The organism is Nonomuraea turkmeniaca (genome assembly GCF_005889735.1).
In the GTDB taxonomy this organism is placed as follows: domain Bacteria; phylum Actinomycetota; class Actinomycetes; order Streptosporangiales; family Streptosporangiaceae; genus Nonomuraea; species Nonomuraea turkmeniaca.
This window is the reverse complement of the sequence record NZ_VCKY01000119.1, coordinates 1-15,923: the sequence shown is the minus strand read 5'-3', so window position 1 is coordinate 15,923 and position 15,923 is coordinate 1. Positions and strand designations below refer to the sequence as shown.

General features: G+C 69.1%; 16 protein-coding genes and 1 pseudogene. 9 read left to right on the top strand and 8 right to left on the bottom strand.

Annotated features, from left to right (window positions below; translation table 11 throughout):
• The first annotated feature begins 23 nt into the window (after positions 1 to 23).
• From ETD86_RS30350 to ETD86_RS60230, 5 genes and pseudogenes are all read left to right on the top strand, one after another.
• A complete protein-coding gene (locus ETD86_RS30350) occupies positions 24 to 584 on the top strand; it encodes an RNA polymerase sigma factor (protein WP_138669826.1) in 561 nt (186 codons plus the stop codon).
• Positions 584 to 1,444 (top strand): hypothetical protein, encoded by an 861-nt coding sequence (locus tag ETD86_RS30345; protein WP_138669824.1) that lies wholly within the window; start codon positions 584 to 586, stop codon positions 1,442 to 1,444. The genes ETD86_RS30350 and ETD86_RS30345 overlap by 1 nt, the downstream gene beginning before the upstream one ends.
• Positions 1,445 to 1,727: 283 nt before the next feature.
• Positions 1,728 to 3,011: a hypothetical protein gene (locus ETD86_RS30340; protein WP_246148429.1), complete on the top strand. Its 1,284-nt coding sequence runs from the start codon at positions 1,728 to 1,730 to the stop codon at positions 3,009 to 3,011.
• Positions 3,012 to 3,201: 190 nt separating this feature from the next.
• On the top strand, positions 3,202 to 3,438 hold the full coding sequence (locus ETD86_RS60235) for an nSTAND1 domain-containing NTPase (protein WP_425465672.1): 237 nt from the start codon (positions 3,202 to 3,204) through the stop codon (positions 3,436 to 3,438).
• A pseudogene (locus ETD86_RS60230) lies at positions 3,416 to 3,526 on the top strand (hypothetical protein); the annotation flags it as partial. The gene ETD86_RS60235 and the pseudogene ETD86_RS60230, both read left to right, overlap by 23 nt.
• 295 nt (positions 3,527 to 3,821) lie before the next feature.
• On the opposite strand, the gene ETD86_RS30335 reads toward ETD86_RS60230, so the two are convergent.
• Entirely contained in the window at positions 3,822 to 5,033 is a 1,212-nt protein-coding gene (locus tag ETD86_RS30335; protein WP_138669822.1) for a cytochrome P450, read from the bottom strand.
• A gap of 134 nt (positions 5,034 to 5,167) precedes the next feature.
• Here ETD86_RS30335 and ETD86_RS30330 point away from each other — a divergent pair, with 134 nt between their 5' ends.
• Entirely contained in the window at positions 5,168 to 5,923 is a 756-nt protein-coding gene (locus ETD86_RS30330; RefSeq protein ID WP_138669820.1) for a Clp protease N-terminal domain-containing protein, read from the top strand.
• A gap of 213 nt (positions 5,924 to 6,136) precedes the next feature.
• Here ETD86_RS30330 and ETD86_RS30325 read toward each other — a convergent pair whose 3' ends face one another.
• From ETD86_RS30325 to ETD86_RS30315, 3 genes are read right to left on the bottom strand one after another with little or no spacing between them, the layout of a single operon-like run.
• Entirely contained in the window at positions 6,137 to 6,871 is a 735-nt protein-coding gene (locus ETD86_RS30325; protein WP_138669818.1) for a hypothetical protein, read from the bottom strand.
• Between the two features lie 11 nt (positions 6,872 to 6,882).
• Positions 6,883 to 8,001: a magnesium and cobalt transport protein CorA gene (locus ETD86_RS30320; RefSeq protein ID WP_138669816.1), complete on the bottom strand. Its 1,119-nt coding sequence runs from the start codon at positions 7,999 to 8,001 to the stop codon at positions 6,883 to 6,885.
• A 20-nt stretch (positions 8,002 to 8,021) separates the two neighbouring features.
• Positions 8,022 to 8,495 carry a nuclear transport factor 2 family protein gene (locus ETD86_RS30315; protein WP_138669814.1) on the bottom strand — a complete coding sequence of 158 codons (474 nt, stop codon included), beginning with the start codon at positions 8,493 to 8,495 and terminating at the stop codon, positions 8,022 to 8,024.
• A 213-nt stretch (positions 8,496 to 8,708) separates the two neighbouring features.
• Between ETD86_RS30315 and ETD86_RS30310 the strand changes: the two genes are divergently transcribed.
• Both ETD86_RS30310 and ETD86_RS55555 read left to right on the top strand, forming a co-directional pair.
• A complete protein-coding gene (locus ETD86_RS30310) occupies positions 8,709 to 9,407 on the top strand; it encodes a M50 family metallopeptidase (RefSeq protein ID WP_138669812.1) in 699 nt (232 codons plus the stop codon).
• Positions 9,408 to 9,484: 77 nt separating this feature from the next.
• Positions 9,485 to 9,655 (top strand): hypothetical protein, encoded by a 171-nt coding sequence (locus ETD86_RS55555; RefSeq protein ID WP_170223351.1) that lies wholly within the window; start codon positions 9,485 to 9,487, stop codon positions 9,653 to 9,655.
• 6 nt (positions 9,656 to 9,661) lie between these two features.
• Here ETD86_RS55555 and ETD86_RS30305 read toward each other — a convergent pair whose 3' ends face one another.
• Positions 9,662 to 11,884, bottom strand: coding sequence for a thiamine pyrophosphate-dependent enzyme (locus ETD86_RS30305; protein ID WP_138669811.1), 2,223 nt, complete (start codon positions 11,882 to 11,884; stop codon positions 9,662 to 9,664).
• Positions 11,885 to 12,081: 197 nt separating this feature from the next.
• Between ETD86_RS30305 and ETD86_RS30300 the strand changes: the two genes are divergently transcribed.
• Positions 12,082 to 13,440, top strand: coding sequence for a hypothetical protein (locus ETD86_RS30300; RefSeq protein WP_138669809.1), 1,359 nt, complete (start codon positions 12,082 to 12,084; stop codon positions 13,438 to 13,440).
• Between the two features lie 87 nt (positions 13,441 to 13,527).
• On the opposite strand, the gene ETD86_RS30295 is transcribed toward ETD86_RS30300, so the two are convergent.
• The 3 genes from ETD86_RS30295 to ETD86_RS30285 form a co-directional block, all read right to left on the bottom strand.
• Positions 13,528 to 14,382, bottom strand: a complete 855-nt coding sequence (locus ETD86_RS30295; protein ID WP_138669807.1) for an ABC transporter permease — start codon at positions 14,380 to 14,382, stop codon at positions 13,528 to 13,530.
• Between the two features lie 6 nt (positions 14,383 to 14,388).
• The gene (locus ETD86_RS30290) at positions 14,389 to 15,366 is read right to left on the bottom strand and encodes an ATP-binding cassette domain-containing protein (protein ID WP_138669805.1); all 978 of its coding nucleotides are present in this window, start codon (positions 15,364 to 15,366) and stop codon (positions 14,389 to 14,391) included.
• On the bottom strand, positions 15,366 to 15,923 hold a 558-nt coding region (locus ETD86_RS30285; protein WP_138669803.1), incomplete at its 5' end, for a PadR family transcriptional regulator. The genes ETD86_RS30285 and ETD86_RS30290, both read right to left, overlap by 1 nt.

Here is a 15,923-nt window from a genome sequence, read left to right as displayed (position 1 = left end):
AGCCTCCTACACGAGGGAGCAGTGTGGGCCCCCCTGACCGCAAGCAGCGCTTCGAGGAGATCTATACCGCGCACTATCCGGACATCCTCGCTTACGTCCGGCGGCGCACGAACTCTCACGACGACGCTGCCGACACCCTCGCGGAGACCTTCACCACCGCCTGGCGGCGCGTGGAGGACATCCCCGACGGGGCCAGTGCCCGCCTGTGGCTGTACGGGGTGGCCCGCCGCGTGCTGGCCAACGGCCGGCGAGCCGAGTCCCGGCGCAGCGAGCTCGTCGAACGGCTCGGCGCGCAGCTCGCTCTGTGGGCGGAGGCGGCCGGCCCGGCGGGCGCGGACGATCTCGACGCGGTCCGTGAGGCGTTCCGCCGGCTGAAACCCGACGACCGGGAGATGCTCGCCCTGGTCAGCTGGGAAGGGTTGAGCTCCGAAGAGATCGCGACGGTGTTGGGCTGCTCGCGCGGCGCGGCCCGGCTGCGCCTGCACCGGGCGCGCAAGCGTCTGGCCGGCGAGCTGCACGTCGCCGGGCTCGACTTGGCACGGTACGGCTCACGTGCGATCGCCTTGACGAAGGGGAGGACGTGATGGACGACATCCAGCGCACCATCGACCGCCTGGTCGCCGACATCGCGCCTGACCCCGGCCCTGGCATGACTCCGCTTGCCCGGGAGCTGTTCGAGGAGATCACCACGGCCTCGGCCGTCATGTCCGCCCGGCCGCGTGGCCGGCGTCGCCGCTGGTTCGCCGTGCCGGTCGTTGCCGTGCTGGCCGCCACGGCGGTCGTCCTGGGATGGGTCCTTCCCGGGGCTCTCGGCTCGGCTCCGGCCTCGGCGGCGCTGGACATCAAGCGAGAGGGCGGCTACTACGTCATCACGGTAGAGGACCTGTTCGCCGACCCGGACATGTACCAGTCCGAGCTCAAGGCACGCGGCCTGGACATCACGCTGGAGCTGGCGCCGACCTCCGCGAGCATGGCAGGGAGGATCTTGGTGATCAACTCTGCCAACCTGCTGAAGGCGGGAAAGCCGGCTCCCGCCGACGGCCCCGTCAAGACCATCGACGCTCCGGGCCCCTGCCACCACTTCGCCGGATGCCCGATCGGTGTGAAGGTTCCGGTCGGCTACCAGGCGCAGGCTGAGATCGTTCTCGGCCGCGAGGCCCGTCCCGGCGAGAAGTACAAGATCCCCCCGGGAATCGGCCTGCCCGGAGAGCCGCTGCACTGCGTGGACTACGTCAACAAGACGGTGGCCGAGCTCGTGCCGATGCTGCGCGAACGCGGTGTGGAAGCGGAGTTCGTCTCCTACACCCAGGGGGTCCGGCCTGCCGACACCTGGTACGTCCACGACGGCGTCATGAGCGCGGCGGGCATGGCGCTCCTGGTGGCGAGCACCACGCTGAACCCCACCCCACGACCGCTGGACGCCACCTGTGCCGCCGGCTCCTGAGCCCGGAGCCGGCTGAGGGCTCTGTTCGGGGGCGAACGAGCCTTTCCGGCTCATGGGCCTGGCGGCCTGCTTCCGCGCCTGACGGCTTCTCCCGTGTCACCGCCGTGCGTGCTGTTCCGCATGCGCGGATTCCCCCCTGACGACCTCCGTCGATGACGATCGGATTCCGTTTGCTCACAGACAGCCGCCCGGCCGCGCCCCTCCGGTCCCGTCCGGCCAGGTTCGCCGCCCTCACGGGCCACCGGGTCTTCGCCGTGGCTCTCGCGCTCGCCGCGGCGTTGCGGTGGTCACGATGCTCGGCTACCGGCCGGCCCAGCTGTACTGGTACGACTCCTTCAGTTATCTCGACACCGCGGTCCGCCTCGAACCGTCGGCTGCCTTCCACCCGATCGGGTACCCGCTGTTCCTGCGGGCGCTGTGGCCGTTCCACAGCGTCGAGGTGATCGTGGCCGTCCAGCACGCCATGGGCATGGCCACCGGCGTGCTGATCTATGCTCTGCTTCGCCGCCGATCGCTGCCCGGCTGGGGCGCGGCTCTCGCCGCGGTGCCGATCCTGTTCGACGCCTCCTACCTGCGGCTCGAACACGCCGTCCTGTCGGACACGCAGTTCAGCTTCCTGGTCGTGGCGGGTCTGACCGTCCTGATGTGGTCGCCGAGGCTGTCGATGCGTGCCGCCACGGGAGCGGGCCTGCTGTTCGCGCTTGCCGCGCTGACCCGGACGATCGCGCTGCCCCTGCTCCTCCTCGTCCTGCTCGTCCTGGCCGTCCAGCGTCTCGGCCGGCGGCGCTTGGCCGCCGTGGCTCTGGCGGGGACGCTGCCCCTGGCCGCCTACGCGGCCTGGTACGGCACGCATCACGGCAGGTTCACCCTCAGCGGCGCCGACGGAGTGGCGTTATGGGCGCGCACGATGACCTTCGCCGACTGCGCGGTGATCAAGCCGTCCCCCCAGGAGGCGAGGCTTTGCCCCAACGGGACCGTCGTGGACGCCGCCTCCGAGTACGTCTGGGCGCCCGGGGCCTCGCTCAACCTGCTCCCCGGCGACCGGTTCTCGCACAACGACCTGGCCCGCTCCTTCGCGATCAAGGCGATCGTCGCCCAGCCGCTCGACTACCTGCGCGAGGTCGTGCGCGACACCTCGATCGCCTTCTCCTGGACCCCGATAGCGCACCCTCGGCGGACCACCCCGGCCTTCGGCTTCAACCGCGGGCACTGGCCACTGCCCGACCAGCCGCTGATCGACAAGGTGAAGCGGGAGTACGACCCGGACATCCGGGGGCTCTCCTCTGCCGGGCCGTACGCCGACTTCCTGATCGCCTATCAGTACCCCGCCTACCTGCGCGGGCCGCTGCTGGCCGCGATCCTGCTGATCGGCACGGTGGGCGCCGTGCTGCGACGCCGCGCGGCGTTCCTGCCCTGGACGGTCGCGATGGGCCTGCTCGTCGGTCCGGTCGCCGTCCTGGACTTCGATCACCGATACGTACTGCCCGTGGTTCCGGTCGCCTGCCTCGCCGCCGCACTCGCCCTGCACGCCCTGCTCCGGCGGTCACGCCCGCGTGATGCCGGCTAGCAGCCTGGTCGAGGCCGGCGGCGAAGCCGAGGCAGACAGCCCGGCAGGTCAGGCGAACCACAGATTCCCGCAAGGAGCGCGAGCCCGAGCCTGAATCCACGGCGTGATTTGGCCCGATCATTTTCTGGTCCAATTCCTCGATGAGGACCGGATTCGCAGGTGAGGGCACTTTCTTGGTGGAGAAGCCGCCGTGCGCCGGGGTCGCGGGCGCAGAAACGAAAGGTGTCACCAGGTACACGCGAGGGGGCGTCGGCCCCTGAGCGGGCAGGTGGGTGCGCTGTCGCTGGTTTCGCACGCCTTTCTGGAGACCTGGCGGCACCGTACGGGAACGTCGCTCACCGTGGCCGCGTTCCGGGCGACGGGCGGCCTGCGCGGCGCGGTCTCGCAAAACCGCCGAGCGCGTCTACGGCGAGCTCGACCCGGCTGAACAGGATGTGGCCAAAGGCGTGTTCCTGCGGTTGACCATGCCCGGAGACGGAACCAAGGACACTCGCAGGCATGCGACCCGAGCCCAGCTCGAGGCGAGCCGGCAAGGGTGGCGAAGCTGCTGGCCACCGCCCACGGAGACGGCACCGTGCGCCTGTGGCGCTGCACCGCGTGTGAGCCGATCAACGACCTGCTCGCCCGCTCATAGGTCGGGAATGCAGCCGGGCGAATCAGGGGAAGCATGGTGTCCGGACGGACCGAAGAGCTGAGCACGATCGACCGGATGAGGGTTCACTCCGGAGACTGGGGGTCGGCGTCGGTGTCATGCAGCGGCCGTCGCTGTCCGAAGGACGCCCACGCGTACGCCCCCGGCTCGAGCAGCCGCTATCCCCTGTCGCCCACCGGCGGAGCGGGGGTGAAGCGGACCGGCATGGACTCGTACCCGGAGACGAAGTTGGCGGCGCGGTAGGCGGGCTCTTCCCCGTCGACCTGCTCCAGGTCCGGGAGGCGGGACAGCAAGCGTTCGAACATCACCCGCAACTCCAGCCGGGCGAGGCTGTTGCCGAGGCAGAAGTGGCCGCCGAGCCCGAACGCGATGTGGTCGTTGGGCCGCCGCCCCACGTCGAAGCGGTCCGGCTCGGGGAAGACGTCGGCGTCGCGGTTGGCCGAGGGATACAGCAGCAGGACGTTGTCACCCTTGCGGATGAGCTGGCCGCCGAGTTCGACGTCCCGGGTGGCGGTGCGGTTCATGTTCTTGATCGGTGACACCCAGCGCAGCATCTCCTCCACCGCGACGGGAATGCCCTCCGGATCGTCGATCAGCCGCCGGCGCTGTTCCGGGTGCTGAAAGAGCTGGTACGCGCCTCCGGACAGGACGTGACGGGTGGTCTCGTCCCCGCCGATCAGAATGAGCAGCGACTCGTACACGAGCGAGTCGTGGTCGAGCCGCTCGCCCTCGGTCTCGGCGTGCACCAGCACGCTGATCAGATCCTCGCGTGGCCCGGCGCGGCGATCGGCGATCACCTTGGTCACGTAGGCCTGGTATTCCTCGAACGCCGCACCCGCGCGGATCAGCGCCGCGTCCTCCGAGATCCCCGTCAACCCGCGCAACATGTCGTCGGACCACCTCATGAGGTCCTCGCGGTCTTCCGGGGCGACCCCGAGGGCGTCTCCGATCACGATCAGCGGCAGCGGCGCGGCGATGTCCCACACGAAGTCACAGGTGCCGCGCTCACAGACCCGGTCGATGATGCCATCGCAGATCAGCCGGATCCGTTCCTCCTGCGCGGTGACCCGGCGCGGGGTGAAGCCGCGGTTCACGAGCCTGCGCCGGCCGAGATGTTCGGGGTCGTCCATGTCGATCATCATGGGCAGCGGGCCGGTCTCCGCCCGGATGCCTCCGGCGCTGGAGAAGATCTCCGGGTGCAGCGACGCGTATCGAACGTCGCGATATTTTGCCAGGCCCCACGCGTTGGATTCGTCATCCCGGTACACCGGGGCGTTCTCCCGCATCCACCGCAGATCTTCGTGCGGGTTCCGACCCCAGAACTCGCCGCTGATGAGCGCGATGGCGTCGTTGGTCGGATGATCGGCCATGAGACTCTCCTTTGCGGAACCGGATCGGTATCGCGCCTCACTGCGATCATTACTCGGCTTCCCGATATAAGCCATCGCCATCGGGACACCCGAACGGCTGGCCACTATAACCCCATCAGGGTTATAGTGGGGTCATGCCGAAGATCAACGTGTATCTGCCGGACGAGTTGGCGGAGGCGGTCAAGCAGGCCGGCGTGCCGGTGTCGGCCGTCTGCCAGCGAGCTCTGGAGCAGGCGGTGCGCCGGGTGACCGCCATCCGCCAGACCGTGCTGACCGATCTCGACCTGTCCACGCCCACCGGCGCGCTGACCCACCTGACGTCCAGAGCGCGTACGGTCCTCAAACTCGCCACCGACCAGGCCACCGCGGAGGGCGCCGCGAGCGTCGGGACCGAGCACCTCCTCAACGGCATGCTGACGGAAGGAGCCAACCTCGCCCTGCACGTGCTCCGCGCCATGGACATCAGCCTGGAGCAGATCAAACGCGACCTGGCCGCCCACCACCAGCCACCCGCCACGGGCTCAGGGGACGACGCGACGCGGACCTTCAGCGGACCCGCCGCCAACGCGCTGGAGTTCGCCGTCACCGAGGCGACCTCGCTCGGGCACAACTACGTCGGCTGCGAGCACTTCCTCCTGGGCCTGGTCGCCGAGCCCGACGGCACCGCCGGCCAGGTCCTGCGCGCCCTGGGCGCCGAGCCCCGCCTCGCCCGCCGCGCCGTGACCGCCGCCCTGGCCGGATACGTCCACCTCCGCGCCCAGACCCAGTCCGACCCGGCACAGGGACAAGCCCAGGCTGCGGCGATGCTGACGACCGCGATCAGGAACGAACTCCAGCCACTCATCCAGCGTCTCGAGCGCCTGGAAGAGCGCATGGGTCTGGAATCCTGAGGACGCCCGTTGGACTCCCTCGCCCGGCGCCGCGCGCTGTCCGCCCTCCGCGCCGCCCTGACGGCCGCGATCGTCGTCGGCCTGGTGATCGGGGCGCTGTGGTGACATGTGCCGGGGCGGAATCCATGGGCTTCGAGGAACTGTGTCCATCAACGTGGGGTTGATGCCGACGTTGATGGACACTCGGGCGGACGCCCCACGGGGAAGAATCTCCTACGCCACCTTGGTGGAGCCGGCCGTCCAGGTGTTGCACGCCCCCGGCCGGCCCGACGCGTACCCCTTCTTGATCCAGTAGAGGCGGTTGGCGGTCTTGCCGTGGAAGCGGTTCTTCCAGGAGTCCGGGACCTTGATCACCGGCTTCCAGTCCTTGACCACCCGCCCCAGGCTCTTCGCCGACACGCCCGCGAAGCAGTCGACCTGCAGGTAGTACCGGCGATTGTGCTCGTGCATGACGGACTCGACAGCGCCGTTCTCCAGCGACCACCAGGCCTCGCCGATGCCGGTCTGGCCGGTGACGACCCCGCTCCACGTCATGACGATGGACGTGAACACCTTGAGGTCGTCCTTGGCCTTGATCCAGTCATTGGCCAGCCGCACGCTGATGAACGTGGCGCAGACCTCCGCGATGGAGCCGGACAGGTCCATGCCGGTGGAGCACGACCGTTTGTCGGAGGCCTCCTTGAATTTCACCTCGACCGGCTTGAAATCCTTGATGGCCGGCTTCCACGCCGTGTTCAGGCAGCCGACGAGTTCGGTGACGTATTTCTTGGTCGAGGCGGTGCTCGTGCCCTTGTTGAGCTTGCAGGAGACCTTCGGGAGCTTGGCCGCCTTGTAGAGCTCGTTGTGGGTCAGCTCAGGGGCGCCCTTGACGGGCTCGGCGTGTGCCGTGGCCGTGCCGGAGAGCAGCGTCAGGCCGACGGCCGTCCCCGCTAATACGCGATTGATCATGGGGGTGAATACTAGAGCCAATCCCGCCGTTTGAAGACCACGTAGAGGACCAGGCAGACGACCGCCATCAGCAGGATGGCGAACGGATAACCGAACGCCCAGTGGGTCTCCGGCATGAAGTCGAAATTCATCCCGTAAATGGTGCCCACCAAAGTCGGCGCGAACAGGATGGCCGCCCACGCGGAGATCTTCTTGACCTCCTCGCCCTGCTGGATGCTCGCCTCCGTCATCCGCGCCATCTCCGCGTTCTGTGCCTGCGTCACCAGCGTCGAGTTGACGACCAGAATGTTCTGCAACATCTGGCGGAAGGCGGAGATCCGCTCCGCGACGGTGATCGCGTGGTCGGCCACGTCGCGCAGGTAGCTCTGCAGCTCGTCGTTCACCCCGTACTTCCGAGCACCGGCGATGAACCCGTGGATCATCCCGACCAACGGCGACGTGGCCCGCTGGAACTCGATGACCTCGCCGGACAGCTCGTACACCCGGCGCGACACCGACGGGTCGCCGCCGAAGACCTGGACCTCGATCTCCTCGATGTCCTTCTGCAGCCCGGCCACCACCGGCGCGTAGCCGTCGACCACGGCGTCGAGAATCGCGTAGAGCACGGCCTGCGGGCCCTGCCGGAGCAGGTCGGGCTCGGACTCCATCCGCTTGCGCACCGCCTGCAGGTCGGGCGCCTCGGCATGGCGTACGGTGATCACGAAGTTGGGGCCGACGAAGACGTGCACCTCGCCGAACGCGACCTCTTCCACGTCATCCAAGTAGCGGGCGGCACGCAGCACCACGAAGAGCGTGTCGCCGTACCGGTCGGCCTTGGGCCGCTGCGAGCCGACGATGGCGTCCTCCAGCGCCAGCTCGTGCAGCTCGAACTCCTCAGCGAGCTTGACCAGCTCCCACTCCTTGGGCCGGTACAGCCCGATCCAGGCCATGCTGCCTGGCATGTCCTTGAGGCGTTCGAAGGCGTCGGCCAGCGAGCCGGGATTGTCGACGCGCTCGCCGTCCTGGTAGATCGCGTTGTCGATGACCGTCGGCCGGTAGGGCGGCTGCTCGGCGGCACGCGGGTCCATCGAGTGCTCGGGCGCCGTCTCGCGGGCCTCGCCGCTGCGCCGGAAACCTCTGACCCTGGCCATGTCCACTCCAGAACGAACTGCTATGCGGGGCCGAGCGCGTCGAGCTGCTGCGCGGCCCGGTCCCTGATGGTCTTGCGCCACATCGGCGTCCACCCGAAGAGCAGCCCGTGCGGCCGGCCCAGCGCCATCTTCGACCAGTGCCGGAAATCGAACTCGTCGTGATGGCGGACAATCAGATTGTCGTCGAATCTGAACAGTGCGTCGATCTCGTTGACGACTTGCCGACCCGTGCCGGCCATGGTGTAACGAGCGGTCCAGTGCGCCGTCCCGGTGTGGTCGTCGGCCGTCACGTCACGACAGTCCGACCGCAGCCCGTCGCGCACGCCCAGCTGGAGCCGCCACATCCGCATCACCCGGTCGCGGCCCTCGACCTCCTGGAAGATGGGGTCGCCGAAGCTCACCTCGGGGTGGTAACAGCTCTCCATGGCCGCGAGGTCCGCGCGGCTCAGGGCGTCGTAGAAAGCGCGGATGAGCGCCACGTGCCGATCGTTCACCTTTCCATCAGATCACGACGCGCCGCCGCGCCCGCACACGGCTCGTGTCCACGACGCCAGGGTCGGGGAAGAAGGTCGACAACAGGAGGCCTTCAGATGTACGGGGGGCGAGGTCCGGCCGACCGCGGGCCGTGCCACCCGATCGCCGCCTCCGCGTCAGAATCTTGTTCTGTGGCCACGGCCGGGACTTCACCTGGATAGGGTTTCTCCTCGATGGACAAGTTCTGGGCCCACCTGATCAAGGTTCAGCCTGACCCCGACCTGTGGGTCGTAGTGGTCTCGGCTCTCGCCGCGCTCGTGATCGTCGGCTTCCGCATGCCCTGGCAGCTGTCCCGGGGCCTGATCACGATCGCCCACGAGGGCGGCCACGCGCTGATGGCGCTGGTCACCCGGCGCAAGCTCGAAGGCATCCGCCTGCACTCCGACACCTCCGGCGTGACGCTGACCAGAGGCAGGCCCACCGGGCCCGGCATGATCCTGACCGCGCTGGCGGGCTACCTGGCGCCGCCGCTGCTCGGGCTGGCCGCCGCGTGGCTCACCGAGCAGGGGCGCATCACGCTGCTGATCTGGACCGTCCTGTTGTTCCTGGTCTGCATGCTGCTGCTGATCCGCAACCTGTACGGCGCGCTGATCCTCTTAGCGACGGGCTCCGCCGTCTTCGCCCTGATCATGTACGCGCCCGCCGAGGTCCAGCAGGTCGTCGCCTTGGTCGCGGTGTGGTTCCTGCTGCTGGGCGGGATCCGGCCGATCATCGAGCTGCAGCAGAAGCGGCGCAGACGGCAGGCCAGAGACTCCGACGCCGACCAACTGGCCAGGCTGACGTTCCTGCCGGGCGGCTTTTATGTGTTCTTCTTCTTCCTGGTGTCGGTCACCGCCGCGGTCTTCGGCGGATATCTCATGAACCCGCTCTAGTAGCGGGCCAAGGCGGATTCGCCGCCACCACCGGCAACCACCAGGTGGTCCTGCAGCGCTCCCCGGCAGGAAAGGGCGTGCAGCCCATCATCGCCCTCGGCCAGGGCGCCACCTCGGCCCACGTCGCCCGCCTGGGTCCGGACACCGGCTACTGGTTCCCGGTGGGCGTGCCGCTGCGCATCTCAGAACGCTCGACGGTCGCCTGGTCGAAGCCGGCCTGCATCAGAGGCGCGGTGGCCCGCCAGTAGAAGGTCTCAGCCCAGAAGCTTGCGTGCCGCCTGCTCGATCTCCTCCTCCGACAGCAGCACATGATCGGCCGCCGCACCCAGTGGTATGAAGCTGTCGGACGAGGTCACCCGGGCCACCGACCCGGTGTATCCGGCGTCGGCCAGCTCGGCCATGATGCCCTCGGAGACGCCCCCGGAGTGCCGGGTCTCGTCGGCGATCAGCACCTTGCCCGTCAGCTCGGCCGCCCGCAGCAGGTCCTCCAGCGGCAGCGGAGCCAGCCAGCGCAGGTCGAGGACGCGGCAGCCGTATCCCTCCTGGGTCAGCCGCACGGCGGCCCGCAGGCTCATCCGCAGCCCGTTGCCGAACGTCACGATCGTCAGGTCGCGCCCGTCGCCGTACGAGCGGGCCCGGCCGATCGGCACGTGCGTCTCCGCCCAGCGCGCGGGCGGGGCGTACGGCGCCAGCCACCCCCCGTCGCCGTCGTCGAACAGGTCTTTCGTGTGGTAGAGCGCGATCGGCTCCAGGAACACGCACACCGACCCGGACGTCTGAGCCGCCGCCAGGCACGTGCGCAGCATGGAGGCCGCGTCGTCCGGCCGCGACGGCGAGGCGATGACCAGCCCCGGGATGTCACGCAGCGCGCCGATCGCGTTGTCGTTGTGGAAGTGCCCGCCGAACCCCTTCTGGTACGCGTACCCGGCCACCCGCACCACCATCGGGTTGCGGTAGGCGTTACGCGAGAAGAACGACAGCGTGGCCGCCTCGCCGCGGATCTGGTCGAGCGCGTTGTGCAGGTATGCCAGGTATTGGATCTCGGGCACCGGCAGCAGCCCCGACACGCCGGCGCCGAGTGCCAGCCCCAGGATGGCCTGCTCGTCCAGCAGCGTGTCGAACACCCGCGCCGCCCCGAACCGCTTCTGCAGCCCCCGGGTCACGCCGTACACGCCGCCCTTCTTGGCGACGTCCTCGCCGAACACCGTCATCTCCGGGTAGACGGTCAGCGCGTCGGCCAGCGTGCGATTGATCGCCATCGAGAGCGTCATCGGCTTGTCGTTCTCCGGCAGCGACCCGGCGAACGCCTTCTCCCTGGCCGGACCCGTCGCCGCCATCGGGCTGATCTTGGCGATCAGCTCCGGACTGCGCGGCGCGATCGGCTCCATGATCTCCTTGGCGGTGCCGAGCCGCGGGCTGCGCGTGGTCTCCAGCGCGATGCGCAGCACATGCTCGCGCATGGACTCGTATGTGTTGAGCAGCCCTTCCGGCGTCTCGAGCCCGGCCTCGACCAGCAGCGCCGCCGTGCGCAGCAGCGGGTCGCGCTCGAGGTCGGCCTTGATCTCGCGCTGGGTGCGGTACGCCACCTCGACGTCGGACCCGGCGTGCCCCATCAGCCGCACCGTGGACAGGTGCAGGAACGCGGGGGAACGGCGGGTGCGTACGTGCTCGACGGCGCGTACGGCGGCGTCATAGGCGTCGGCGAGGTCGCAACCGTCGGCGGCGAAGTATTCGATGCCCGGACGCCGCGCGGCCGCCTCCACCCAGCCCTTGGGCGTGCGGACGCTGATGCCGATGCCGTTGTCCTCGCACACGAACAGGATCGGCAGCGGCTGCCCCTGGTAGGTCGCGTAGGAGGCGGTGTTGAAGCCGGACAGCGCGCTCGCGTGGTTGACCGAGGCGTCGCCGAAGCTGCACACCGCGATCGCGTCCTCCTGCTTCCACCGCGATGGTGTGCCGAGGGCCCTGGCCCGCTCGATGGCGAAGGCCACGCCCACCGCCCTGGGCAGATGGCTGGCGATCGTCGAGGTCTGCGGGATCACCGCCAGGTCAGGGTGGCCGAACACCTTGTGCCTGCCGCCCGCGATCGGCTCTTCGGCCGCCGCGGTCAGGCCCATCAGCACGTCCCTGATGCCCTGCTCGGGGAGTCGTCCCGCCCTCTCCGACCGGGTCAGGTAGAACGCGCCGGAACGGTAGTGGAGCAGCGCGGGGTCTCCGGGCCGCAGGGCGGCGGCGACGGCGGCGTTGCCCTCGTGGCCGGCCGAGCCGATCGTGTAGAAGCCCTCCTCCTGCTCGCGCAGCCAGCGGGCGGCGACGTCGAGCAGCCGGCTTTCGAGCTGGCGGCGGAACAGCGCCCTGCACTCCTCGCCGGTCAGCGTCGTGCCCTCGCGGACCGGCAGGCCGGGATCTCGCGCGGGACCTGCCGTCAGCGTTGTAACCGCCTGGGTGAAATGTGTCTCAACAGTGTCGCGCGCCACACATCGATTATGTCTTTGATCGGCGCTGCCGTCTGCTGGACGCCGGTGACATGTTGTGGACCAGTGTTACTGACCCCGATCAATAACGGTTTGTCAGAATCCACAACCTTCTCGTCCGCGTGCACGTCTACTGAGAAGACACACGTGGCACCCTCAATGCCGCGTTGAACCACTGGGGTCTCCAGAAAGGAACCCGCATGTTACAACGCATCCGTGTCGCCGCCCTCGCCGTCATAGTCGGCGCGGGGGCCCTGGTAGCCCTCGCACCGACCGCCGCGACGGCGGCCCCGGCACCGATCCTCACCCCCGTGGGCATCAGCCCCACTCCGCCGATCGACGTGACCAAGGGCGCGGTCACGGCGACGTTCAGCTTCCTCACCAAGAACGCGGGGACGGCAGAGCTCCTGCTCAAGCCGCCCGGCGAGCAGAGCGTCGAGTCGCCCGTCACGCTGACGCCGTCCCCGCGCGGCAGCTGGACGAAGCAGACCGGCACCAAGTCCTTCGACTCCACGAACGTCGGCAAGTGGACCTGGCGTGCCCTCGCCCATGGCGATGGCGATGCGTCGCGTAGCGGCACGTTCGAGGTCGTCGTCAAGAAGGTGCTCGACACCAAGATCGTCGACTTCGACGCCAGCCCGGACCTCGTCGACAAGGGCGACCTGATCAAGGTCTCCGGCCGGCTCCTGGCCGACGGCCAGGGCTACGCCGGTCAGAGCGTCTCGATCACGTTCCGCGAGCGCGGCTCCGACACCTATCGCGCGGTCACCAAGGTGACGACCGGCGGCGGCGGGTGGTTCGGCGCCACCGTGCGGGCGAACGCCACCGGCTGGTGGCGGGCCGAGTTCGCGGGCACATCCGCGGCCAAGCCCTCCGTCAGCGACGCCGACCGGGTCGACGTCAAGCGCCGTAACCTCGGCAGCAAGATCGTCGGCTTCGACGCCCGCCCCGAGCCCGTGGACAAGGGCGACAAGCTGTCCTTCACCGGCGCCTTGCTGGTCGAGGGCCGTGGCGGCGTGGCCGGACAGCGCGTGGCGATCTTCTTCAAGGCCGACGGCTCGTCCCGGTGGGAGTACGTCACCAGTGACGTGACCGGCCGCCACGGCCGCTTCTGGGCCTCCGCCCAGGCCGTCACCTCCGGCTGGTGGCGCGCCGAGTACGCGGGCACCCGCGGCGTCAACAGCTCGGTCAGCGCCGCCGACTGGGTCAAGGTCAACCAGCCCGCCCCGCCGCCCGTGGAGAAGGCGGACACGCGGCTGATCAAGTTCAACGCCTATCCTGAGCCGATCAAGCGCGGCAGGTACCTGAAGTTCTCGGGCAAGCTGCAGGTCGACGACGAGGGGTCCTGGGAGGGCTACTCGGGCAAGGTGGCGCTGTACTTCAAGCCGCTCAAGTCGAAGAAGTGGGAGTACGTGAAGTCGTTCTGGTCCAGCGACAGCGGGCGGCTCTCCACCAAGGTCAAGGCCTGGAACTCCGGGCACTGGCGGTTCGTGTTCGGCGGTGACGAGGACACCGACGGCTCCGGCAGCCGTAAGGACTATGTCCGCGTGAAGCGCTGAGCGTCGTGAAATGAGCTGAGGCCCGGGGCGCACCGCCCCGGGCCTTCGGCTTTGTCGTGCTCTGGCGGGCCAGTGCGGACGCCGGCCCTATTCCGCCCGCCGGAACTCCGCGATCCCCACTCCCAGCAACACGGCCCCCAGCGCCGCCACCACCCCCAGCTCCAGCGGCACCGGCACCTGGTAGCCGAACCACTGCACCCCAGGGTTGAGCATCGCGTTGATCTGGGGCGGCACGTCCAGATGGGCGAAGACCGCCTGCCGCATCGGATCCACCGCGTACGTCATCGGATTGAGCACGGTCAGCACGTGCAACCACGACGGCAGGTTGGCCAGCGGGAACATCGCCCCCGACAGGAACATCATCGGCATGATCGCCATCTGCATCAGCCCGAAGAACGTCTGCATGTTCTTCATCCGCGCGGCCAGCATCACCCCGAACGCCGTGATCGTGAAGGCCGCCAGGAACATCTCCGCCAGCAGCGTCACCATCAGCGCGGGCGAGTAGGGCACCCCCACCAGCCCCGCCATGGCGAGGATGATGATGCCCTGCGCGGTGGCCACGAGGGCGCCGCCCAAGCACTTGCCGACCACGATCGCCCCGCGGGACACCGGCGCGACCAGCATCTCGCGCAGGAAGCCGAACTCGCGGTCCCACACGATGGACCCGGCCGAGAACATGCCCGTCATGATCACGGTCATGGAGATCATGCCGGGATACATGAACGTGCGGAAGTCGATCCCGGGGATCGAGCCCTGCACCAGCGACCCCAGCCCTGTGCCCATGACGAACAGCCACAGCACGGGCTGCACCAGCATCGACAACATGCGGGTGCGGTCGTTGACGAAACGCAGGATCTCCCGGTGGAGCACGATCTTGATCGCCCGCAGGTCGTGCCCGGCGCTGCGCGCGGGCACCCGGACGCTAATCGCCTCGGTAGCCATGACCTGTCATCGCCTCGCCATCGCTCGCATGAACGCCATGTTGCCCTCGCCCGCCTCGGCGTCGCGGATCGTGGAGCCCGTGTACGACATGAACACGTCGTCCAGGGACGGCCGCGACACGCTCACCGCCTTGATCGGCATGCCGAGCTCCCCGAACAGCCGGGGCACGAACTCCTCGCCCGACGCCACCGCGAACGTCACCGCCCCTTCGTGCACGGCCGCCTCCAGCCCGAAGCGCTCCCGCAGCGCCTCGATGGCCTTGGCGTCGTCGGGGGTGTGGATCTGCACGCGGTCCTTGCCGACGCTGGCCTTCAGCGCCTCGGGCGAGTCGATCACCACGACCTCGCCGTGGTCGATGATGGCGATCCTGTCGCAGTACTCGGCCTCGTCCATGTAGTGCGTGGTCATGAAGATGGTGATGTCCTCCATGAGCCGTAACTGGTTGATGTACCCCCAGATGGCCGAGCGGGTCTGCGGGTCGAGGCCGACCGTCGGCTCGTCGAGGAACAACACCCGCGGCGAGTGCAGCAGTCCGCGGGCGATCTCCAGCCGGCGCTTCATGCCGCCGGAGAACGTCATGACCTTGGCGTCCTTACGGTCCCACAGCGCGACCATCTCCATCACCTGGCGGATCCGGTCGCCTACCACGTTCTTCGGCACGCCGTACAACTCGGCGTGGAAACGCAGGTTCTGCTCGGCGCTCAGGTAGCCGTCGAGGGTGGGGTCCTGGAAGACGAGGCCGATGTTCCTGCGTACCTCGTCGCGTTCGCGCACCACGTCGTGCCCGGCCACGGTGGCGCTGCCGCCGGTCGGCTTGACCAGGGTGCAGAGCATGCTGATGGTCGTGGTCTTGCCGGCGCCGTTCGGGCCGAGGAAGCCGAACACCTCGCCTGGACGCACCTCGAAGTCGACGCCCTTGACGGCCTCGACCTTCCCGTAGGTCTTCCGCAGGCCGCGTACGGCGACGGCCGGTCGGTCGCTCATCAGTCCTCCGCCAGGATGTGGAAAACGGATCTGCGGGTCTTCTTGATCAGCTGCTTGGCCTCCTCCACCTGCCGGTCGCTGGCTGTGCGCACCAGATGGGCGAAGGCCTCGTTGAGCTGGGCCCAGAGCACGCTCAGCTCGTGCCGGTCGGCGGGCACCGACCTGGCGACCTCGTCCCACGGCGCCTCCTCGGCGTGCCGGGCGGCCTGCTCTCGGCCCCGCTCCGTCAGCTGGTAGGCGCGGCTGCCGCCCGACTCGCTGGCCGTCACCAGTCCCTCGTCCTCCAACTGCTGGAGTGCCGGATAGACCGAGCCGGGGCTGGGCCGCCACACGCCGCGGCTGCGCTCCTGGATGTCCTGGATCATCTGGTAGCCGTTCTGCGGCCCCTCCAGGAGCAGGGCCAGCAGGGCGGCCCGGACGTCGCCGCGGCGCACGCGCGGCGCGGGCGACTCCCAGTGGATCACCGCGCCGAACTCCGGCGCGGGCGGTGCGAACGGCCCGAACCTCTCCGGACCGGGCGGCGGTCCTGGAGGACCCGGCGGGAACGGGGGTGGGGG